The 20,770-nt window shown below is 70.2% G+C and carries 19 protein-coding genes and 1 tRNA gene; 3 read left to right on the forward strand and 17 right to left on the reverse strand.

From position 1 onward, the window contains the following. Window positions 1-2 precede the first annotated feature (2 nt). From G3576_RS03275 to G3576_RS03350, 16 genes are all read right to left on the reverse strand, one after another. Window positions 3-917, reverse strand: a complete 915-nt coding sequence (locus G3576_RS03275) for a siderophore ABC transporter substrate-binding protein (protein ID WP_164692873.1) — start codon at window positions 915-917, stop codon at window positions 3-5. A 77-nt stretch (window positions 918-994) separates the two neighbouring features. After that, window positions 995-1,849 carry an NAD-dependent epimerase/dehydratase family protein gene (locus G3576_RS03280; protein ID WP_164692874.1) on the reverse strand — a complete coding sequence of 285 codons (855 nt, stop codon included), beginning with the start codon at window positions 1,847-1,849 and terminating at the stop codon, window positions 995-997. After that, window positions 1,842-2,363 (reverse strand): dTDP-4-dehydrorhamnose 3,5-epimerase family protein, encoded by a 522-nt coding sequence (locus tag G3576_RS03285; protein ID WP_164692875.1) that lies wholly within the window; start codon window positions 2,361-2,363, stop codon window positions 1,842-1,844. The genes G3576_RS03280 and G3576_RS03285 overlap by 8 nt, the downstream gene beginning before the upstream one ends. Then, on the reverse strand, window positions 2,360-3,598 hold the full coding sequence (locus G3576_RS03290; protein WP_207622625.1) for a class I SAM-dependent methyltransferase: 1,239 nt from the start codon (window positions 3,596-3,598) through the stop codon (window positions 2,360-2,362). Before G3576_RS03290 ends, G3576_RS03285 begins: the two co-directional genes overlap by 4 nt. Further along, window positions 3,595-4,650, reverse strand: coding sequence for a CDP-glucose 4,6-dehydratase (gene rfbG, locus G3576_RS03295; protein WP_328728362.1), 1,056 nt, complete (start codon window positions 4,648-4,650; stop codon window positions 3,595-3,597). The genes G3576_RS03290 and rfbG overlap by 4 nt, the downstream gene beginning before the upstream one ends. Further along, window positions 4,647-5,417 (reverse strand): glucose-1-phosphate cytidylyltransferase, encoded by a 771-nt coding sequence (rfbF, locus tag G3576_RS03300; RefSeq protein WP_164692876.1) that lies wholly within the window; start codon window positions 5,415-5,417, stop codon window positions 4,647-4,649. The genes rfbG and rfbF overlap by 4 nt, the downstream gene beginning before the upstream one ends. Next, window positions 5,414-7,735: a tetratricopeptide repeat protein gene (locus G3576_RS03305; RefSeq protein ID WP_164692877.1), complete on the reverse strand. Its 2,322-nt coding sequence runs from the start codon at window positions 7,733-7,735 to the stop codon at window positions 5,414-5,416. Before G3576_RS03305 ends, rfbF begins: the two co-directional genes overlap by 4 nt. A gap of 153 nt (window positions 7,736-7,888) precedes the next feature. Then, entirely contained in the window at window positions 7,889-9,478 is a 1,590-nt protein-coding gene (locus tag G3576_RS03310; RefSeq protein WP_164692878.1) for an ABC transporter ATP-binding protein, read from the reverse strand. Continuing rightward, on the reverse strand, window positions 9,475-10,305 hold the full coding sequence (locus G3576_RS03315; protein ID WP_164692879.1) for an ABC transporter permease: 831 nt from the start codon (window positions 10,303-10,305) through the stop codon (window positions 9,475-9,477). The genes G3576_RS03310 and G3576_RS03315 overlap by 4 nt, the downstream gene beginning before the upstream one ends. Before the next feature lie 4 nt (window positions 10,306-10,309). Continuing rightward, window positions 10,310-11,287 carry an ABC transporter permease gene (locus G3576_RS03320; protein ID WP_164692880.1) on the reverse strand — a complete coding sequence of 326 codons (978 nt, stop codon included), beginning with the start codon at window positions 11,285-11,287 and terminating at the stop codon, window positions 10,310-10,312. A gap of 1 nt (window position 11,288) precedes the next feature. After that, window positions 11,289-12,881, reverse strand: coding sequence for an ABC transporter substrate-binding protein (locus tag G3576_RS03325; protein WP_164692881.1), 1,593 nt, complete (start codon window positions 12,879-12,881; stop codon window positions 11,289-11,291). Between the two features lie 12 nt (window positions 12,882-12,893). Then, window positions 12,894-14,231, reverse strand: coding sequence for an NtaA/DmoA family FMN-dependent monooxygenase (locus G3576_RS03330; protein ID WP_207622626.1), 1,338 nt, complete (start codon window positions 14,229-14,231; stop codon window positions 12,894-12,896). A 301-nt stretch (window positions 14,232-14,532) separates the two neighbouring features. Then, the gene (locus G3576_RS03335; protein ID WP_164692882.1) at window positions 14,533-15,048 is read right to left on the reverse strand and encodes a VOC family protein; all 516 of its coding nucleotides are present in this window, start codon (window positions 15,046-15,048) and stop codon (window positions 14,533-14,535) included. 125 nt (window positions 15,049-15,173) lie between these two features. Then, window positions 15,174-16,868, reverse strand: coding sequence for a histidine kinase famiy protein (locus G3576_RS03340; RefSeq protein ID WP_328728368.1), 1,695 nt, complete (start codon window positions 16,866-16,868; stop codon window positions 15,174-15,176). A gap of 173 nt (window positions 16,869-17,041) precedes the next feature. Next, the gene (gene rpoH / locus G3576_RS03345) at window positions 17,042-17,923 is read right to left on the reverse strand and encodes an RNA polymerase sigma factor RpoH (RefSeq protein ID WP_207622627.1); all 882 of its coding nucleotides are present in this window, start codon (window positions 17,921-17,923) and stop codon (window positions 17,042-17,044) included. 330 nt (window positions 17,924-18,253) lie between these two features. Further along, entirely contained in the window at window positions 18,254-19,234 is a 981-nt protein-coding gene (locus G3576_RS03350; RefSeq protein WP_407926101.1) for an RluA family pseudouridine synthase, read from the reverse strand. Between the two features lie 49 nt (window positions 19,235-19,283). On the opposite strand from G3576_RS03350, the gene G3576_RS03355 reads away from it, so the two are divergent. From G3576_RS03355 to G3576_RS03365, 3 genes are all read left to right on the forward strand, one after another. After that, window positions 19,284-19,559 (forward strand): DUF6476 family protein, encoded by a 276-nt coding sequence (locus G3576_RS03355; protein ID WP_328728369.1) that lies wholly within the window; start codon window positions 19,284-19,286, stop codon window positions 19,557-19,559. 7 nt (window positions 19,560-19,566) lie between these two features. Continuing rightward, window positions 19,567-19,746: a DUF2256 domain-containing protein gene (locus G3576_RS03360; RefSeq protein WP_164692884.1), complete on the forward strand. Its 180-nt coding sequence runs from the start codon at window positions 19,567-19,569 to the stop codon at window positions 19,744-19,746. A 65-nt stretch (window positions 19,747-19,811) separates the two neighbouring features. Then, window positions 19,812-19,887, forward strand: a tRNA-Glu gene (locus G3576_RS03365). 113 nt (window positions 19,888-20,000) lie between these two features. On the opposite strand, the gene G3576_RS03370 is transcribed toward G3576_RS03365, so the two are convergent. Continuing rightward, window positions 20,001-20,645 carry a calcium-binding protein gene (locus tag G3576_RS03370; RefSeq protein ID WP_164692885.1) on the reverse strand — a complete coding sequence of 215 codons (645 nt, stop codon included), beginning with the start codon at window positions 20,643-20,645 and terminating at the stop codon, window positions 20,001-20,003. Between the last annotated feature and the right edge of the window lie 125 nt (window positions 20,646-20,770).

Below are 20,770 nucleotides of genomic sequence, written 5' to 3' on the forward strand. Positions count from 1 at the left end.
GCTCAGGCGGCGCCGAGCGCGGCCGCGACCTCCCGCACCATCAGCGTCGTGCCCTGCAGCCCGCCCGGCGCGACATACCAGGTGACGGGGTCGAGGTAGTACACGCGCCCCTGCCGCCAGGCCGCGGTCTGCCGCACCAGCGGATTATCCAGCAGCCGCCGCGCCGCCCCGGAGCGGCCGATGGCGGCATCGCGATCCACGACGAAAAGCCGGTCCGGATTGGCGGCCAGGATGAACTCCGACCCCACCGCCTGGCCGTGGGAGGAGACGGCCAGGTCCGGCACCGCCGCAGCGACGCCGAGTTCGTCATGGATCACGCCGAAGCGGGAGCCGGGGCCATAGGCGCTCATCCGCGTGCCCGTCGTCAGCACCACCAGCGCCTTGCCCTGGCCCGCCGCGCGGGCCCGCGTGGCGGCCACGGCGTCCCGCAGCCCCGCGACCGCGGCGCGCGCCGCGGCCTCCCTGCCCACGATGCCCGCCAGCATCAGGGCATTCTGCTCCACCCGGTCGATCGTGCCGCCGGTGCCGCCATGCAGCACGATGGTGGGCGCGATGCGCGACAGATCCGCGTATTTCGCCGCCGACCGCCCGCCGATGACGATGAGGTCCGGCCGCGCGGCGTTCACCGCCTCGTAGTTCGGCTCGAACAGCGTGCCGAGCCGGGCATAGCGCGCATCGGCGTAGCGGGAGAGGAAGGGCGGGAAGGTGGTGCCGGCCACGCCCTGGATGCGCTCCACGCCGAGCGCATCCAGGATGTCGAGCGCCGCGATGTCGAAGACCACGATGCGCTGCGGGTCGGCCGGCACCGCCGTCTCCCCCTGCGCGTGGCGCACCAGTCGGGCCTGGCCCTGCGCGGCGGCGGGCGCGGCCAGCAGGATGGCGGCGGCGGAGAGCAGGTGCCGGCGGGTGGGCGCCATGGGGAGGGCTCCTTGCGGAAGGCAATCAGAGAATGCGACTTATTCGCATTATCGACCGCCCGCAAGGTTCGCGCCCGTCAGCCTTCGCGCAGCAGCCGCGCGAGCGCCGCATCCGTCTCCGGCGCCGCGGCGAAGCCGACCTCCCGCCGCAGCCGCGCGGTGTCCGCCACCATGCGCGGCACCTCCCCCGGCCGGTCCGGCAGCGCGCCCATGCTCAGCAGGTCGGGGCGCCCGGCCAGGCGCGCGAGCGTCTCCGCGATATCCCGGATCGAACGCCCCTCCCCCGTGCCGATGTTCACCGCACCCGTGACGGTGCTGGCGGTCAGCGCCGCCACGGCATCGCCGACAAACCAGGTGCTGGCGAAGTCGCGCACCGGGCGGCCGGACGCGCAGCGCGCCTCCCTCCCCTCCCGCAGCGCGGCGGCGATGGACGGCACCAGCCGGTCCGGGTGCTCGCCAGGGCCGAACAGGTGGAACAGCCGCGCCCAGGCGGTGGAGAGGCCCTCCAGCGCCATCAGCCGCGCCGCCAGGGCCGCCTTGGCGATGCCATAGGGGGTGGTGGGCGCGATGGGGCGGCTCTCGGCCCACAGCACCTCGTCCGGCTCCGTCGCGTATTCCGCGCAGGTGCCGATCCCGATGAAGCGCCGGCCGCCCTGTTCGGCGAAGCGCCGGGCGAGCGCGGTGGAGGCCTCCAGCCAGTCGGTATTCTCCGCCGCCGTCCAGAAGCGGCCATGCACGACATACCAGGCGGCGTGGACGATCACGGCCGGCTTCACCTCGCGCAGCAGCGCGGCCTGGTCGGCCTCCTGCAGCAGATCGGCATGGAGCCGCCCGGACACCGCATGCACCGCGAACCCCCGCGCGGCGAGCGCCGCCGGCAGCGCCCGGCCGACGAAGCCGCCGGCGCCGGTCAGCAGCAGCCGCTCAGCCATGCAGCGGCCAGTCGCGGTCCCGGTCGCCGATCACCGCCGGTGCGGCCGGCCAGGGGATGGCGAAGGCCGGATCATCCCAGCGCGCGCCGCGCGCCAGCGCCGGCGTGTAGGGCGCGTCGATCAGGTATTCGACCACGGCGTCATCGGTGAGTGTCAGGAAGCCATGCGCGCAGCCCTGCGGGATGAACAGCGCATTGCCCGCCTCCGCGGAGAGCACCACCGCCTCATGCCGCAGCCCGCCACCGGGGCGGAGATCCAGCGCCACGTCGAAGACCGCGCCTCGGACGCAGCGGACCAGCTTCTGCTCCGCCGCCGGCGCCGCCTGCCAATGCATCCCCCGCAGCGTGTGGCGATGCGTGTTCTCCGACAGGCTCGCCTGGGTCGGCGCGAAGTCGATGCCCGCCTCCGCGAAGCGCGTCGCGCACCAGCTGCGCAGGAAGGCGCCGCGCGCATCGAGGGCGCGATCCGCCAGCACTTCCACCACACCCGGCACCGCGGCGGCGCGGAACCTCACGGCAGTTCGGTGATGCGCGGCACGGCGGTGACGAGGCGCCCGCCAAAGCCGCCGCGGCGCAGGCTGCCCGCGATCTCGCCCGCGATGTTCCAGGGCAGGACGAGGATGTCGTCCAGCCCCATGGCCAGCAGCGCCTCCGGCGTCACCACCGGGATATGGCTGCCCGGCAGCAGCCTGCCCTGCTTGGCCGTGCTGCGATCCGCGACGGCGAGGATCGCGGGCGCCTTCACGCCGGCGGCGTTGAGCAGCGTGTTCCCCTTGGCCGCCGCGCCATAGGCACCGATGCGCCGCCCCTCCGCCGTCGCCGTCGCCAGCCAGTGCCGCAGCCCCGCCAGCACCTCCTGCACCCGCGCCTCGAAGCCCTGGTAGAAGGCGTCGCCATCGAGGCCCCGCGCCTTCTCCTCCGCCCTGACGGCCAGCACGGCATCGGAGGCGGCGGCCGGTGCCTGGCGCGCCATCACGCGGAGCGACCCTCCATGCGTCGGCAGCCGCTCCACATCCACCACCGCCAGCCCGTGGCGCGCCAGCAGCGCCTCCATGCTCAGCAGCGACCAATAGGCGTAGTGCTCGTGGTAGATCGTGTCGAACTGCACGCCATCGACCAGGTTGACCAGATGCGGGCATTCGATCGAGACCAGCCCGCGATCCCCCACCGCGATCGCCATGCCGGCCACGAAGTCGTTCACATCGGGCACATGCGCCAGCACGTTGTTGGCGACGACCAGGTCCGCCAGGCCCCGCCGCGCCACCAGATCCCGCGCGCTCTCGGCGCCGAAGAAGAAGACCTCGGTCGGCACCCCCGCCTCGTTCGCGATGGCGGCGACATTGGCGGCGGGCTCCACGCCGAGGCAGGGAATCCCGGCGGCGACGAAGTTGCGCAGCAGGTAGCCGTCATTGCTCGCCACCTCCACCACGAAGCTGTCCGGCCCCAGCGTCAGCCTTTCCGTCATGCCCGCGCAGAAACGCGCCGCGTGGTCGAGCCATGAGGAGGAGGCGGAGGAGAAATAGGCGTAGTCCGTGAAGATGCCGACGGCATCGACGATGGTGTCGAGCTGCACCAGCCGGCAGCCCTCGCACACCATGGCGCGCAGCGGGAAGACCGGCTCCGGCGCATCGGCGCGGTCCGGCGGCACGTAGGAATTGGCCACCGCCATGGTGCCGAGGTCGCAGAAGACGGCACCGAGCCGGGCGCCGCAGGCGCGGCAGGCGGTGATGCGCGTGGCGTTGCTGCTCATGCCGCCACCGCCTGCGGCGCGAAGGCCGCGCGGATCGCGGCATCGGTCACCGCGGCCATCGCCTCGCCGCGCTGCCAGGCGGCATACCAGGACGCGGTCGCGGCGATGGCGCGGGGCGTGTCCAGCAGCGGCGCCCAGCCCAGCGCGCGCCCGGCCAGCGAGGAATCCAGCGCCAGCCGCTTCGATTCCTCCATCACGGGGCCTTCCACCGCCTGCCAGTCCACGCGCATGCCCGTCGCCGTTTCCCAGTGTTGCAGCAGGCCGCGGACGGACCATTCGCCATCCCGCGGGCCAAGGTTGATCGCGGCCGGCGCGCCGCCGGTTGCCAGTCGTTCCGCCAGCGTCAGGTAGCCCCGCAGCACGTCCAGCACATGCTGGAAGGGCCGCGTGGCATCCGGCCGCCGCAGCATCAGCGTCTTCCCCGCGACCATGGCGCGGACGAGGTCCGGCACCAGCCGCTCCGTGCCGAAATCTCCGCCGCCGATCACGTTGCCCGCGCGCGCCGTCGCGATCGGCGGCAATTCGTCCGCGAAGCTGCCGCGCCAGGACGCGACGGCGAGTTCCGCCGCGGCCTTGGAGGCGCTGTAGGGATCGATGCCGCCCAGCCGGTCCTCCTCCGTGAAGGCGCGGCCGGCGCTGTCATTCGCATAGACCTTGTCGGAGGTGACGATGACCGCCGCGCGCAGCCCCGCCAGTCCCCGCATCGCCTCCAGCACCGCGACGGTGCCACCGAGGTTGGTGGCGAAGGTGCCCCTGGGGTCGCGATAGCCATCGCCGACGAAGGCCTGCGCCGCCAGGTGCAGCACCACCTCCGGCCGCGCGCCCCGCACCGCCTGCGCCACGGCGGCGGCATCGCGGATATCGATCCGGTGATCGGCCTCCAGCACGGGGCCGACCTCCATCGCCGCAAAGGCGGAGGGGCCGGGTCGCGGATCCAGCGCGATCCCCGTGACGCTGGCGCCCAGCAGGTGCAGCGCGCGGCACAGCCAGGATCCCTTGAAGCCCGTATGGCCGGTCACAAGAACGCGCCGGCCGCGCCAGAAATCACTCACCACACTCTCCAGGGCGCCGTGCCGGAGGCCCAGAGGCGCTCCAGCAGGTCGCGGTCACGCATCGTATCCATGGGCTGCCAGAAGCCGGGATGGTCGAAGGCGCGCAACTGCCCCTCCCGCGCCAGGCCCCGCAGCGGTTCCTGCTCCCACACCGTCTCGTCGCCCTCGATCCGGTCGATGACCAGCGGCGAGAGGATGAAGAAGCCACCATTGATGGAGCCGCCATCGCCCGGCGGCTTCTCCGTGAAGGCCGTCACGCGGTCCCCTTGCCGTTCCAGCGCGCCGAAGCGCCCGGGCGGCGCCACGGCCGTCACGGTCGCCAGCCGCCCATGCGCGCGATGGAAGGCGATGGAGGCGCCGACATCCACATCGCCCACGCCATCGCCATAGGTCATGCAGAAGGCGTCCTCGTCCCGCAGCAGATGCGCCACGCGCTTGAGCCGGCCGCCGGTCTGCGTCTCCTCCCCGGTATCGACCAGGGTCACGCGCCAGGGCATGTCCGCGGGGCGCAGCACATCGACGGCGCCACTGGCCAGGTCGATCGCGATGTCGCTGGCGTGCAGCCGGTAGTTCAGGAAGAACTCCTTGATCTGCCAGCCCTTGTAGCCAAGGCAGATGATGAAGTCCTGCACCCCATGCGCGGCGTAGATCTGCATGATGTGCCACAGGATCGGCCGCCCGCCGATCTCCACCATCGGCTTCGGCCGCGTCGTCGTCTCCTCCGCCAGCCGAGTGCCGCGCCCGCCCGCCAGGATCACCGCCTTCATCGCGACGCGACCTCATGCGCCTTCGCGTAGAACAGGTCCACGAAGCGCTGCTGCTGGCCGAGCGGGTTGCGCCGGATCATCGGGCGCAAGCCGTGGCGCAATTCACGCCGACGCGCGCGGTCCCGCGCCAGCGCCTCCGCCTTCGCGACGTACTCCTCCAGGCTGAAGGCCGCGAGGTCGCCGACGCCGGCATTGCTGAGGTTGGAATAGGCGAGGCGCTCCGGGAAGCCGGCGCCCACCAGGCTGATGGTCGGCACGCCCATCCACAGCGCCTCGCAGGTCGTCGTGCCGCCGACATGCGGCAGGCTGTCGAGCGCGATGTCCATGGTGTTGTAGTAGGGAAGATGCTTGCCGCGCACGCCGACGAAATCGAGCCGCGTCGGATCCACGTCCCGCCGCGCGAAGGCAAGGCGCGCATTGTCCATGAAGGCCATGCCCGAGGCTTCCGGCCGCACGAAGAGGAAGCGGGAGCGCGGCACCGCGCGCAGCACCGCCGCCCAGGCATCGAGGCAGGCGGTCGTCATCTTGTAGGGGTTGTTGGCGGTGCCGAAGGTGATGCAATTGTTGCGCTCCTCCGGCAGCCCGTCATGGATCGGCTGGTCGTTGAAGCCGAGCCGCCCGAGCACCACCCAGCTTTCCGGCATCTCGAAGGGCTGCTCGATCAGCAGGCGCGGGTCTTCCGGCTTGATGTAGGGGTCGACCAGCACGTAGTCGATCTGCTCCAGCCCCGCGGAATGGGGATAGGCCAGCCAGCTGGCGCCGATGCGGGCGGGCCGATGCGCCATCACCTCCAGCTTGTTCATCGCCGTGCTGCCGCCGAGTTCGAACAGGATGTCGAGCCCATCGCGCGCGATGCCCTCCGCCACCTGCGCGTCGGGCTGGCGCGGCCACCAGCGGAAGCCGGCCGCCTTGCGCTCCATGATCTCCTGCACCCGGTCGCGCTCGCCCTCGTAGAAGGAGTAGCAGAAGACCTCGACCTTGTCGGGATCGTGCAGTTCGATGAGCGGCAGCGCGAAGTAGCTGACGGGATGGTTGCGCAGGTCGCTCGACATGAACCCGATGCGCAGCTTCCGCCCGGTGGCCAGCGCAGGTGTCGCGGGCAGCGCGACGGCCCTGATCTTCGCCGAGGCGCGACGCCCCCAGGCCCGGTGCCATTCGACGATGTCGATGCGGTCCTGCAGCGTCTCCACCTGGCCAAGCTCGTAATGGACGGCGGAATGGCGCCCCTCTGCCAGCCAATGCGGCAGCAGCGCAGAAACCGGGCCCGTCGCGGCCAGGCGGTCCTCATCCAGCACGCGCTGGAACACGGTCCGCAGCCCGCGCGCCAGCCGCGCCATGCGGTCGGGATGCTTCTCCAGCAGCCCCTGGGCGATGCGGTAGGCTTCCTCGAGATGCGCGACCTCATCGTCGTAGCGGCTGCGGCTGAGGCTTTCCATCAGCGCCTCGGCGGCCTCCCAACTCGCGGGGTTCGCCTCCACCGCGCGCCGCAGCGCCTCATTCGCCGCGCGGCGATTGCCGTCGCCATGCAGCCGCGCCAGCGCCAGGTTCGCACTCAGGTCGCCTGGATTGGCGGCGATGGTCCGCTCCAGCGCCTGCTTCGCATCCTCGATGCGGCCGAGCTGCATCTGCAGCCGCGCGGCCAGCACCTCCGCCGCCTGGTCGCCGGGCCGCGCCGCGCGCGCCTTCTCGACCACGGCAAGCGCGCGCTCGTGCTCGCCCAGCTCGATCAGGAGGTTGGTCAGCAGCGACGCCACGTCGCGGTCGCGCGGTTCGATGGCGAAGGCCTTCTCCAGGCTCGCCCGCGCCCCGTCGCGATCGCCCAGCGCCCGCAGGCAGCGGCCATGCAGGCGCCAGAGCTCCGCATTGCGCGGCTCGATCTTCAGCCCGCCGGCGAAGGCCGCCGCCGCCCCGGCATAGTCGCCCTTCAGCTCCAGCGTATTGCCGATGTTCTGCCAGGGGGAGAGGTTGCGCGGCTCCAGCCTGCGCGCCGTCTCCAGCATCGCCAGCGCCTCATCCAGCCGCCCCGCGCGCTTCAGCAGCACGCCGAGCAGGTTGGCCAGGGCGAAATCCTTGGGCTTGCGCGCCTGCACCGGCGCCACCAGCGCGACCGCCTCCTCATGCCGCTTCAGCGCGCTGAGCGACAGCGCATGGGGCGTCGCCAGGGCCTGGGCGGAGGCACCTGCCGCGACGGCGCGCGCAAAGGCCTCCACCGCCTCCTCATGCCGGTTCCACTGCGCCAGCAGCGCCGCGAGCTGCTGCCAGGCCATGGCATTGCCAGGCTGGTCGCGCAGCCGGAGCCGCAGGGCGGCCTCAGCCACCTGTGGGTCCGGCGCGGCAGGCACGGGCTTCGGCCGGGGGGCGGGGCGCTGCATGGCGGGGCGAGGCATGACCGGTCGATGGAGCGACCGACCACCGGCACCCCTACCTCGGGTTGCCTATCACGTTTCCTTGTCCCGGCCCAGGCGGGGCCCTCAGGCTCCGCCGGCCCATCCCCGGCCGGGCACCGCCGCCAGCAACTCGCGCGAATAGGGGTGGCTCGGCGCGGTCAGCAGCGTCTCCGCGGGCCCTTCCTCCACCACCTCCCCGCGCTGCATGATCGCGACGCGGTCGCAGACCTGCGCCGCCACGCGCAGATCATGCGTGATGAAGACCATGGACAGGCCGAGCTTCCGGCGCAGCCCCGCCAGCAGGTCCAGCACCTGGGCCTGCACCGACAGATCCAGCGCCGAGACCGGTTCATCCGCCACCAGCACATCCGGCTCCAGCGCCAGGGCGCGGGCCAGGCCGATGCGCTGCCGCTGCCCGCCGCTGAATTCATGCGGGAAACGGTCGATTGCCGCGGGGTCGAGGCCCACGAGCCGGAACAGGTCCCGCGCCCGTTCCTTCAGGTCGGCCCCACGGACACCCCGCATCGCGATCCCCTGCGTCACCAGGTCGCCGACCCGCCGGCGCGGGTTGAGCGAGGTGAAGGGGTCCTGGAACACCATCTGGATGCGGCCTGTCTGCGCCCGCCAGGCGCTGCCGCTGAGCCGCGTGATGTCCGTTTCCAGCACGCGGATCGCGCCCTGCTCGGGCTCCACCAGCTTGACCAGGCAGCGCGCCAGCGTGGATTTGCCTGACCCGCTTTCGCCGACGACCCCCAGCGTGGTGCCGCGGCGCAAGGTGAGCGAGACGTCCTTCAGCGCCGCCACCGTGCGGCCGCGGCGGCGATAGGTCTTGTGCACGCCCTCCACCCGCAGCACCGGTGCCGCGCTGCTGGGCTGGTAGGGCGGCGGGCGCAGCGCCGGCATGGCGGCGATCAGCGCCTGGCTGTAGGGGTGGCGCGGCTGATTCAGGATGGCCTGCGCGTCACCCTGCTCCACCACCTCCCCCTGCCGCATCACGGCGATGCGCGTCGCCACTTCCGCCACCACGCCGAAATCATGGGTGATGAACATCACCCCCATGCCGCGCCGCGCCTGCAGGTCCCGGATCAGCGCCAGGATCTGCGCCTGGGTCGTGACATCCAGCGCCGTCGTGGGTTCATCCGCGATCAGCAGGGCGGGCTCCAGCGCCATGGCCATGGCGATGACGCAGCGCTGCCGCTGGCCGCCGGAGAGTTCATGTGGATAGGCGCGCGCGATCTGCCGCGGCTCCGGCAGGCGCATCGTCTCCAGCAGGTCCAGCACGCGATCCGCGATCTCCGCCCGGTCGAGCGTGGTGTGGATGCGGAAGACCTCCGCGACCTGGGACCCCACGGTGTGCAGCGGGTTCAGCGCCGTCATCGGATCCTGGAACACCATGCCGATGCGCTTGCCGCTGATGCGGCGGAGTTCAGGCAGGGAGAGCGTCAGAAGATCCTGCCCCTCGAACAGGATTCGCCCGGCGCTGGCGCGCACCCCGGGCGGCAGCAGGCCCAGGATGGCGGCGGCGGTCAGCGACTTGCCGGACCCGCTTTCGCCGACCACGCAGAAGACCTCCCCCCGGTCGATGGAGAAGGACACGTGCTTCGCCGCGTGTTCGCGATCCGCGCCGCGCGGCAGGGCGATGGACAGGTTCTCGATGGACAGCAGCGCGGTCATCGCCGGCCGAGCCTCGGGTTCAGCAGGTCATTCACCCCCTGACCCACCAGGGAGATGGCCAGGACCGTGACGATGATGGCGAGCCCCGGCAGCGCCGCCACATACCAGGCGCTGCGCAGCACGCGCCGCCCATCCCCGATGAGGTTGCCCCAGGAGGCGATGTTCGGGTCCGACAGGCCGAGGAAGGCCAGCGCGCTTTCCTGCAGGATGGCGAGTGCCATCACCACGCTGACATAGACGATGACGGGCGGCAGGGCGCTGGGCAGGATCTCCAGGAAGATGATGCGCGCATGCGGCATGCCGAGCGTGCGGCAACTCTGCACGAAGTCGCGCGACCGCAAAGTCAGGAACTCCGCCCGCGTCAGCCGCGCCGGCGCGGTCCAGGACACGGCGCCGATGACCAGCGCCAGCGTCGTCACCTCCGACCCGAAGATGACGACCAGCATCAGAAGCAGGATGAAGCTCGGCACCGTCTGGAAGGCTTCCGTCAGCCGCATCAGCGCGGCGTCGGTGGCACCGCCGAAATAGCCGGAGACGGCGCCGACCAGGATGCCGATGCCGATGGCGATGCCGGTGGCGACGACGCCGACGAGCAGCGAGACGCGCGCGCCATGGAAGATCTGCGCGGCGATGTCGCGGCCGACGCTGTCGGTGCCGAGCGGCAGGCCTTCCTCCGTGAAGGGCGGCGTCAGCGGTGCGCCGGCGAGCGAGAGCGGGTCATCCGGGAACAGCCAGCCCGCGCTGACCGCCATGCCGATGACCATCAGCAGCAGCACAAGACCGATGAGGGCGGCGGAGGAGGAAGCGTAGCGGCGAAGTGCGCGCATGCGGTCAGGCCCCCACATCGATGCGGGGGTCGAGCTTCGCGTAGATGATGTCGATCACCAGGTTCACGACGATGACGAGGACCGAGGACATGACGGTGATGCCGAGCAGCATGTTGAGGTCCCGCTGCACCACCGCTTCCTGCGCCAGGCGCCCGAGGCCCGGGAGCGAGAAGACGCTCTCCACCACCACCGCGCCGCCGAGCATGGAGGAGGCCTGAAGGCCCGCAATGGTCACCATCGGCAGCAGCGCGTTGCGCAGCGCATGGCGGAACAGCACGGCGCGTTCCTGCAACCCCTTGGCGCGGGCCGTGCGCATGAAGTCCAGCGTCATCACCTCCAGCATCGCGGTCCGCATCACCCGCAGATAGACCGCGAAGAAGATCAGCCCGAGGGTGAGCGCCGGCATCACCAGGTGCTTCGCCATGTCGAGCATCAAGGCGAGCCCCGTATGCCCCGCGCGGAGGTCGGAGATGCCGCCCGCCGGCAGCCAGCCCAGCGTGACGGCGAACAACACGATGGCCATGAGGCCGAACCAGAAGCTCGGCATGGAATAGACCAGCATGCCGAGCACGGAGATGATGGTGTCCGGCCAGCGATGCACGTAGCGCGCGGCGATGACGCCGACGACGCAGCCCGCCGTGAAGGCCATGGCCATCGACGTCACCATCAGCACCACCGTCACCGGCAGGCGTTCCAGGATGAGCGCCAGGACGGGCGTGCCATAGGCGACGGACAGGCCGAGGTCGAGTGTGACGAGGCGGCCCAGATAGCCCGTGAACTGGGCGACAACGCTGCCGTCCAGCCCGTAATAGCTGCGCAGCAGCTTGCTCAGCGTGTCGTCGCTGGTGCCCATCTGGCCGATCAGCGCATCCACCGCATCGCCCGGCGCCAGTTGCAGCAGGAAGAACAGCACCGCCAGGATGATGCCGAGGCACGGGATGCTCAGCGACAGCCGGCGCAGCACCAGGCGGAGGATGCGCATCTCAGGCGGCGATCCACAGGTCGGACCAGTGGCTGCCCGTCCAGCGCGGGTTGTTGTGGTCATTGCGCAGCTTGACGGCGGTGACGGAGGTATAGACCTGCTCGATCGCCAGCCACATCGGCAGTTCCTGCATCACCATCTCCCCGAGGTCCCGATACAGGGCACGCCGGCGATCGGGGTCCACGGCTTCCGCCGCCGCATCGATCAGCGCATCCATGGCCGGCGACTCCCAGCCCCACTGGTTGCTCCAGGGCACGCCACGCGGCTGGCCCGATCGCAGGAAGACGGTGGTGCTGATCTGCGGGTCGTTGCGGAAGCCGATGGTCTCCCCCGTCAGGTCGAAGTTCCAGTCGCGCATGACGTTGGCGAGGTAGCCCGCGCTGTCATAGGTGGTGATGGTGATGCGCACGCCGACGCGGGCCAGCGATTGCTGCACGAAGGTCGCGAAGCGCACGGCATCGTCGCCATTGGTGCTGGTCATGCGCAGCGTCATGCGGATGCCGCCCTGGCCACGGCGGAACCCGGCCTCGTCCAGTAGGGCTTCCGCCTTCCGGGCATCGAAGGGATAGTCGGTCAGGCCCGGAAAGAAGAACTCCGAGAAGCTCGGCTGCAGGCCAAGCCCGCGCTTGCCGAGGCCGAGCAGGAAGCTGCGGACGTAGAAATTGACATCGATGGCATGCGCGAAGGCGCGCCGCACCCGCACATCCTGCAGTTCCGGCTTGCGGTGGTTGAAGCAGAGCGTGTTGCCGATAGAATTCGCCTCGTTCCCCTTCTGGGAGACGCGGAACCGCGCCTCCCGCGACAGCCTCACCAGATCGGTGCGCGGCAGGCTGGAGAAGATGCTCATGTCCACCGCGCCGGATTCCACCGCCGCCGCGGCCCCCGCCGGGTCGGCGATGAAGCGCGTGATGATGCGGTCGAGGTAGGGCTTGCCCGCATCCCAGTAATCCGGGTTGCGTTCCACGATCACATGCTGGCCGGCCGTGTAGTTCACGAATCTGAACGGCCCCGTGCCGATGGGCGCCATGTTCACGGGATTGGCGAAGAAGTCCGTGCCTTCATAGAGGTGCCGCGGCGCAACATAGGACAGCTCCGTCCCGGCATGGAGCATCAGCCGCAGCGGCATCGGCTTGCTGAAGCGGAAGATCGCCGTCAACGGATCGGGCGTATCCACCGCGACCAGGTTGCGGAAGACGATGGTCCCGTAGTTCTGCACGCGGCGCCACATCTCCATGGCGCTGAACTGGACGTCGGCCGCGGTGAAGGGCTTTCCGTCATGCCACTTCACGCCATCCCGCAGGCGGAAGGTGATGGCCAGGCCGTCCGGCGTGCTGTCCCAGGAGGTGGCAAGCCGGCCCTGCGGCTGGCCATCCTCGCCCAGATCGACCAGCGGCTCCACCACCTTCGCCGCCAGGTTGGTGATGCTGAAATTGCCGCGCAGCGCGGGCATCAGGAAGCGCGGGTCGGTGGCTACCTGCACCGTCACGGTGCCACCGCGGCGCGGCGCGTCCTGCGCGTGCAGCGGGGCGCCGTTGAAGGCGAGGCCCGCGCCCGCGACGAGGGCGGCGCGACGGGTGACGTGGAGATCGGTCATGATGTCCCTCCTTCAGGCCAGCAGGTTGTCGCGCAGTGTCTGGCCTTCGTAGCGCCTGCGCAGACGCCCCCGGCGCTGCAGCTCCGGCACCAGGAAATCCACCAGGTTCAGCGTGTCCCGCGGCGTCGCCTGGGGGTGGGAGACCATGAAGCCGCCGCGCTGGCCGCTGCCGTCGAACTCCCCCTCCAGGTAGTCGGCGACCTGCCGCGCGTCGCCGGCGAAGGTGCGGTCATAGCCCGTCGCGCTGCGCAGCCCGTGCTGGAAGAACTCCTCGGGAGTCATCTCCAGGTCCTCCCCGTGCGCCAGCACCAGCTGGTGCAGCAATCCCATGGGCGAGGCACCGGTCGCCGCGATCGCCTTGTTCAGCTCCGCCGGCTTGAAGCGTGATGGCAGCTTCGAGAAATCGTAGCCGATGTTGTGGGAGAGATAGGCGCCCACGCCCTCCGGCGGGATCATCGCCAGCAGCTTCTCCTTCCGCGCGCGCGCCTCGCTCTCCGTCTCCGCCACGATCAGCGGCGTGGAGAACAGGATGCCGACCTTGGACGGGTCCCGGCCCTGCTTCACCAGCGCCGCATCCAGCGCCGCGCGGTGCTTCTGCTTCTGCGGCAGCGGGGGTCCCGCGGCGAAGACGTGCTCCGCGAAATAGGCGCTGGCCTGGATCCCTCGCGGGGAACCGCCGGCCTGGATCAGCACCGGCTCGATCTGCGGCGAGGGCACGACGGAAAGCGGCCCGCGCACCTTGAAGAAGCGGCCATCGTGATGGATGGGGCGCACCTTGGCGGGGTCCGCAACCACGCCGCTCTCGCGGTCCCACTGGAAGGCATCCGCATCGATGCTGCGCCACAAACCCTTGCAGACATCGATGAACTCTTCCATCCGCTCATAGCGGGCATTGTGTTCCATCAGCTCATCGAAGCCGTAATTGGCGGCATCGGCCCGGCGGGTGGAGGTGATGACGTTGAAGGCGATGCGCCCGCCCGTGACGTGGTCCAGCGAGTTCAGCAGCCGCGCGACGTAGAAGGGATGCATGAAGGTGGAGGCATAGGTCAGGCCGAAGCCGATATGCTTCGTCGCCCGCGCCATCAGCGCGATATAGGGGGACATGTCCTGGCGCGGCCAGCCGATGCCCCAGCGCACCGCATCCTCCTCCGATCCCTTCCAGGTGCTCGGGATGCCGGTGCCGTCGCCGAAGAACAGCATGTCGATGCAGCCGCGTTCCGCGATGCGCGCGATCTCCTCGAACACCGCGGGATCGGGATAGAGGCTGTTCACCCAGGACCCGGCGCTGCGCCATCGGCCGTCGAGATGCGTCATCGACAGATCAAGCGCGAGGTGCATGCGTGGCGCCATGCCGAACCCTTCCCCAGCGGCGGGCGATCGGGCCCGCACGCCAGCCGGAACAGCAAGGGTCGTGCCAGCGACGCGCGGTCGCGTCCGCGCTGCCCCTTCACAAGGTTCGCGCTGGCGCCTGCAACAAATGGCATCACCGCGATGCGTCGGGCGCGCGGTGCCGCCTGCCGCGAATCAGGGCAGGAATCGAGGTCTGAACGAGGAAGAGCGCTGTTTCGAAGTCACCACTTTCAGGCGACGGCGCGTTGCGCTTTCCGCAACGGCAATACGCCGTCTACGGGCTGGGCGCAAAGCGCGCCCGTCACCCCGCCTCCGCCAGCAGCGCCCGCAGGTCGAGCCGCTTCGTCACCATCGCGAGCCTGCCATTCGCGTCATGGGGCCATTCCGCGCGGTCGCGGTCGCGATAGAGCTCGACACCATTGCCGTCGGGGTCGCGCAAATAGATCGCTTCCGAGACACCGTGGTCCGAAGCCCCTTCCAGCGGCCAGCCTGCCTGCACCAGCGCCTTCAGCGCGCGCGCCAGCGCCGGGCGATCGGGATAAAGCAGGGCCACGTGATAGAGCCCCGTGGCGCCGAAGCCAGGCGGGCTGCCACCCGCACTCTCCCAGGTGTTGAGCGCGATGTGGTGATGGTAACCGCCGGCCGAGAGGAAGACCGCCTGGTCGCCCATGCGCTGCTGGACCTGCAGGCCGATGATGTCCCGCCAGAAGGCGAGGCCCCGCTCCAGATCCGCGACCTTCAGATGGACATGGCCGATCCGCATGCCGGGATCGGCGACATGGTGCGTGGTGGCGGGCTGTTCGAGGGCGGTGGACATCGGGCTGTTCCTTCTCCGTGGCCCCGAAGATGGGCGCCGCCTCGCGCCGGGTCCAATCGGGCCGGAGGATACGCGCCATCGATCCGCGTGATGGCGGTGCCTGAAGCCATACGGCGCGACAATGATCAGCCGCTCGCGCCGCCCTCATCCAGCGCCCGGCGGATGCGGCGCGCCAGCTCCACCCGCCGGTACGGCTTCTGCATCACGGGGAAGCCGTGCGGCCGGATGCCCTCCGCCGCCGCTTCCTCCCGCGGGTCGACGAATCCGGTGGAGAGCAAAACCTTCAGCCCCGGGATGCGGCGCCGCGCCTCGGTCGCCAGGGTGATGCCGTTCATGCCGCCCGGCATGATGACGTCACTGAACAGCAGGTCGTAGCGGCTTCCCGGAGCCTCCAGCGCGGCCAGCGCCGCCCTCGCATCTCCTGCCGTCGCCACCTGGTAGCCGAGGTCGGTCAGCACGCTCTCCGCGAGTTCCAGCACCTCCGCATTGTCGTCCACGATCAGGATGCTCTCGCCGCCGCCGCGGGGCTCGGCCTGGCGCTGGCGATCCGCGGCCGGACCCGGCTTCGCCTCCACATCCGGCTGCAGGGCGGGGAAGCGCAGGCGCACCGTCGTGCCACGACCCGGCTGGCTCTCGATCCGCAGATGCCCGCCGGATTGCCGGGCGAAGCCATAGACCTGCGCCAGGCCCAGCCCCGATCCCTGCCCCACATCCTTGGTGGTGAAGAAGGGCTCCGTCACCCGGTCCAGGATCTCCGGCGCGATGCCCGTGCCGGCATCCTGCACGGCCAGTTCGATGAAGCCGTGCGGCGCCCGCGTTTCCTCATCCGGCCCGGCATCGGCCATGGCAGCCGCCTCGCCGACCCGGCGCGTGGCGATCACCACCTCGCCGCGTTCCGGCATCGCGTCCCTCGCGTTGAACAGCAGGTTCAGCAGCGCGGCCTCAAGCTGCCCGGCATCGACATGCGCCTGTCCGAGTTCCGGCGCGAGGTCGAGCCGGAGGGTCAGCCCGGGGCCGAGCGCCCGCGCCATCAGCTCCGTCTGCGCCTGCAGGGTGGCATTGATGTCCGTGGGCCGCCCCTCGAGCCGCTGGCGCCGGGCGAAGGCCAGGAGCTGGCGGGTCAGCGCGGCCCCGCGCCGCGCGGCCTCCAGCGCGCCCTCATGCCGCCGGCGGACGCGGGGATTGTCGGAGGCCTCGACCAGCGGCCGCAGCATCTCCAGCGACCCCACCACGACCTGCAGCAGGTTGTTGAAGTCATGCGCGACGCCACCGGTCAGCTGGCCCAGCGCTTCCAGACGCTGCGCCCGGCGCGCCGCGGCCTCGGCCTCCCGCCGACGGGTCACGTCCAGCTGGCTGCCGAAGAAGTAGAGCAGCTTGCCATCGGCGCCGAAGACCGGGCTGACGAACAGCGCATTCCAGAAGGGGCGGCCATCCTTGCGGTAGTTCAGCACCTCCATCGAGACGTCGGTCCGCCCCGCGATGGCGTCGCGGATAATGGCGACGCTGTCGCGATCGGTGCCCTCCCCCTGCATGAAGCGGCAGTTCCGGCCAACGACTTCCTCCGCCGCGTAGCCCGTCATCTTCTGGAAGGCCTGGTTGGCGAAGACGATGGGATTGTCGGGCTGGTTGGGGTCCGTGACGATCATCGGCATGCGCGTCATCTCGACGGCCGCGAAGAAGATGTCGTCGCGCCCCGGCACCATGGCCGGCATGGGCGCGCGGGGCGGGTCGAAGCGACGCCCCTCATTGGCAGGGGACGTCGGCTTGGCGTCGGCGAAGGGCGCCGCCGAGGCCGGCGGAGGGGGAGATTTCTGATCCACGGGACCCGCAAAAGCTTGACGCCCGGCGCTGGTTCCGCCGGGCGTCATACAATTCCTACGGGATCATTCTATCGGCTTCGTCGGCGCGCCGGATCGGCCCGCCCCTACAACTAGCCGAGAGTGCCGATCAGCTGACCGCGAGCCCCTGCGTCAGCTGACCGCGAGCCTCTGCGTCAGCTAACCGCGAGCCTCTGCTCGACGATCTGCGTCTTCATGCTCTTCTGCAGCTTCTCGAAGGCCCGCACCTCGATCTGGCGGACGCGTTCGCGGCTGATGTTGTACTGCTGCGACAGCTCCTCGAGCGTCGTCGGCTCGTCCTTCAGCCGCCGCTCGATCAGGATGTGGCGTTCCCGGTCGTTCAGCGTCTTCAGCGCCTCCCCCAGCAGCTGCCGGCGGTTCGACATGTCCTGCCGGTCCGCCAGTTCCGTCTCCTGGCTCTCGCTGTCATCGACCAGCCAATCCTGCCACTCGCCATCCGAATCCGCGCGGACCGGGGCGTTGAGGCTGTTGTCCGGCGATGCCAGGCGGCGGTTCATGGACACCACGTCCTGCTCCGGCACCTGCAGCACGCGGGCGATCTTCTCGACCTGCTCGGGCTTCAGGTCGCCATCCTCCAGTGCCGCCATCTGGCCCTTCAGCCGACGGAGGTTGAAGAAGAGCTTCTTCTGCGCCGCCGTCGTCCCCATCTTCACCAGCGACCAGCTGTGGAGGATGTATTCCTGGATGGCAGCACGGATCCACCACATGGCGTAGGTCGCCAGGCGGAAGCCGCGATCGGGGTCGAAGCGCTTGACGGCCTGCATCATGCCGACATTGCCTTCGGAGATCAGCTCCCCGACCGGCAGGCCGTAGCCGCGATAGCCCATCGCGATCTTGGCGACGAGACGCAGGTGGGAGGTCACGAGGCGATGCGCCGACTGCTCGTCGCCCTCGTCCTTCCAACGCTTGGAGAGGGAATACTCCTCCTCCGGCGTCAGCATCGGAAACTTGCGGATCTCCTGCAGGTAGCGGGAGAGGTTGCCCTCAGGAGCAATGGGGATGGACAGGGAAGCCATGGGAGAACTGCCTCCTATGCCACCGGTACCCCCCGTGACGGCGGGGTCCATGATGGCTGTGCTGTTCCGCCAACGCCGGTCGGGCCCTCCCTTTCCGCGTCCCCCCCGGTCACGACGGGGAGAGGTGCGGTGGGGTGCTCCTGCCTTCCGGATCGCGAATCACCATGTCGAGGCGTCCCGCAGCCCGGATTCCGGGGCAGGGCACGAAGCGGCACCCACCCGAAGTTGGCGAGCAGGGTTGTAGACCCTCGCCGCGGGGTCGGCAAGAAAAACCGACCTGTAAGGTAGGTTTACGGATGGTAACGTGCCGGTAACAGGCGTAAGACGCCGTTAACCCTTTGATCCCGCTGGAAACGGCCCTTCCAGTGCCGCGAGGAGGGCCTGCATGTCGGGCGGAAGCGGCGCCGAGAAGGCCAGGGAATCGCCCGTCACGGGGTGCCGGAACCCCAGCGTCGCCGCATGCAAGGCCTGGCGCGGGAAGGCCAGCAGAAGGTCCCGCGTCGCCGGCGGCAGCGCCTTGGCGCTGGCCGGCGTCCGCTTGAGATAGACCGGATCGCCCACGATCGGGTGGCCGATATGGGACAGATGCACGCGGATCTGGTGCGTCCGCCCGGTGGCGAGCTTGCAGCGCAGCAGCGCGCAGGCGGTGCCGAAGCCGCGCTCCGTCCGGTAGCGCGTCAGCGCATGCTTGCCCTGCCGCTCCACCACCGCCATCCGCTTGCGGTCGATCGGGTGGCGGCCGATCGGCGCATCCACCTCCCCGCTCGTGGGTGAAGGCAGGCCCCAGCACAGCGCCAGGTATTCCCGGTCCAGGTCGCGCGTCGCGAAGGCCTCGGACAGCGCCGTATGCGCCCGCTCCGACTTCGCCACCACCATGACGCCGGAGGTGTCCTTGTCCAGCCGATGCACGATTCCCGGCCGCTTCTCTCCCCCGATGCCCGTCAGGTCCTCCGCCGCATGGGCCAGCACGGCGTTGACCAGCGTGCCGTCCTGGTTGCCCGGCGCGGGATGCACCACCAGCCCCGCCGGCTTGTCGATGACCAGCAGGTGCCGGTCCTCGAACAGGATGGTCAGCGGGATGGATTGCGGCTGCGGCGTCGCGGCCTCCGGCGGCGGCAGGCGCAGCGCATAGGTCGCGCCGGCGCGGATCGCCTCCGACGGGTCGCGCATCACGGCCCCGTCCCGCGCCACCTGCCCTGCCTCGATCAGCGCCTTGACCCGGGACCGCGAGAGACCGCCTATCGCGGCGCCGAGGGCATCCGTGATGAATCGGTCGGCACGGGTGCCGGCAGCCTCGGCGGGCGCGACCACGCTCGCCGTCTGGCCGCCATCGGCTTCGGCTTTCAGGGGGGATTGGGTCGTGGGATTGCTCAAGGCGCTGGTGATCGGGATGGGGGTGCTCATCATCGCGGGCACCGTGACGCTGGTCGTGCTGGTCGTCCAGCGCGCCGGTGGTGATTCGAGCACGATGCCGCCACGCGCGCTGGGCCAGCCCGCGGGCACGCGGATCGTCAGCCTGGCCAGCGCCGAGGGACGCCTGGCCGTGCTGGTCGCCCGCCCCGACGGGTCGGAGCGCGTGCTGATGGTCGATGCGCGCAGCGGCCGCGTTCTCGGCGAGCTGCGCGCGGCCGAGTGACGCCGCCATGGCCCATCGCAAGCCCACCCTGCCCGAGAAGATCTGCGCCGCCTGCGGCCGCCCCTTCGCCTGGCGGAAGAAATGGGCGCGGGACTGGGACCAAGTGCGCTTCTGCTCCGACGCCTGCCGGACGGGGCGCTATGCGGCCGCGAAACAGCCCACAGGAAAAAGCCGGGGGGCGACTTGATCCCCCCCGGCCGGGACGCTAGAGAGCGTTCACCGCGGCGCCACGGCGCCTGACGGTTTGTCTGGGTCCCCTTCGTCTAGAGGCCTAGGACACCGCCCTCTCACGGCGGTAACAGGGGTTCGAATCCCCTAGGGGACGCCATCCGCCCATGCGGTCCGGCATCACACGCTAAACCTCCGAGTTTCCATGCGAGCGGCCCTCGTGCGTCCGTACGAAACGGGCGACATGCGCCGCCCGCCCCCGCATCGCAGCGATCAGACCAGCTGGATCCGCTCGATCTCCGAGAAGCGCAGCGTCTCGCCTCCGATGGTGATCGTCCCCTGGAAGGTGGCCGGATTCCCGGCCGCATCGGTAAAGGTGATCACCGGTCCCTGTGGGGTGCTGGCCACCTGCATCTGCAGGTTCGTGTTGCCCTCCAGCGTCAGCGCCGACTGAAGCTGGCTCAGCGTCACGTTGTCGAGCTGCAGCGTGTCGTTCCCCGGGCCACCCTGGAACTGGTCGCTGCCATCGCCCGGCGCCCAGATGAAGCTGTCATTGCCCTCGCCGCCGAAGGCAAGGTCGGCCGCCCCATCGCCGGCGCCGCCATCCAGGCTGTCATGCCCCGCGCCGCCCTGCAGCTGGTCCTGCCCTGCCCCGCCATTGATGGTATCGTTGCCATCGCCGCCGTACCCGATGTCATTGCCCGCCCCAAGCTGCAGGACGTCGCTGCCACCCTCGCCAAACACCTGGTCGTTGCCCGCGCCGGACGCGACGGTGTCATGGCCCATGCCGGAGAAGAGTACATCGGCACTGCCCGTCCCGGTGACGTAGTCATTCCCCGCCCCCGTCTGCTGGAAGGCGCCCCCGGTGGCACCCGACAGTTCGGTATCCGTCAGCGGCTTCGGCCTGGTTGCGGTCACGGACGGCACTCCTTCATCTGGTGTGCACGAAATGTATTTTGTTTTCTCACGACGGGTAAGCGATGGATCGCCTATTCCCGACATAGGCGGCGCCTATTCGTGCGTTGTCACATCGATGGGTTCGA

It is taken from the genome of Falsiroseomonas algicola (assembly GCF_011040385.1).
Lineage (GTDB): Bacteria > Pseudomonadota > Alphaproteobacteria > Acetobacterales > Acetobacteraceae > Falsiroseomonas > Falsiroseomonas algicola.

Coding starts and splice junctions, on each gene's coding strand:
- G3576_RS03315 (WP_164692879.1), bottom strand. CDS start 10,305: ATGCGCGCACTTCGCCGCTACGCTTCCTCCTCCGCCGCCCTCATCGGT.
- G3576_RS03310 (WP_164692878.1), bottom strand. CDS start 9,478: ATGACCGCGCTGCTGTCCATCGAGAACCTGTCCATCGCCCTGCCGCGC.
- G3576_RS03335 (WP_164692882.1), bottom strand. CDS start 15,048: ATGTCCACCGCCCTCGAACAGCCCGCCACCACGCACCATGTCGCCGAT.
- G3576_RS03330 (WP_207622626.1), bottom strand. CDS start 14,231: ATGGCGCCACGCATGCACCTCGCGCTTGATCTGTCGATGACGCATCTC.
- G3576_RS03360 (WP_164692884.1), top strand. CDS start 19,567: ATGGCCCATCGCAAGCCCACCCTGCCCGAGAAGATCTGCGCCGCCTGC.
- G3576_RS03320 (WP_164692880.1), bottom strand. CDS start 11,287: ATGCGCATCCTCCGCCTGGTGCTGCGCCGGCTGTCGCTGAGCATCCCG.
- G3576_RS03280 (WP_164692874.1), bottom strand. CDS start 1,849: ATGGCTGAGCGGCTGCTGCTGACCGGCGCCGGCGGCTTCGTCGGCCGG.
- rfbF (WP_164692876.1), bottom strand. CDS start 5,417: ATGAAGGCGGTGATCCTGGCGGGCGGGCGCGGCACTCGGCTGGCGGAG.
- G3576_RS03325 (WP_164692881.1), bottom strand. CDS start 12,881: ATGACCGATCTCCACGTCACCCGTCGCGCCGCCCTCGTCGCGGGCGCG.
- rpoH (WP_207622627.1), bottom strand. CDS start 17,923: ATGGCTTCCCTGTCCATCCCCATTGCTCCTGAGGGCAACCTCTCCCGC.
- G3576_RS03275 (WP_164692873.1), bottom strand. CDS start 917: ATGGCGCCCACCCGCCGGCACCTGCTCTCCGCCGCCGCCATCCTGCTG.
- G3576_RS03290 (WP_207622625.1), bottom strand. CDS start 3,598: ATGAGCAGCAACGCCACGCGCATCACCGCCTGCCGCGCCTGCGGCGCC.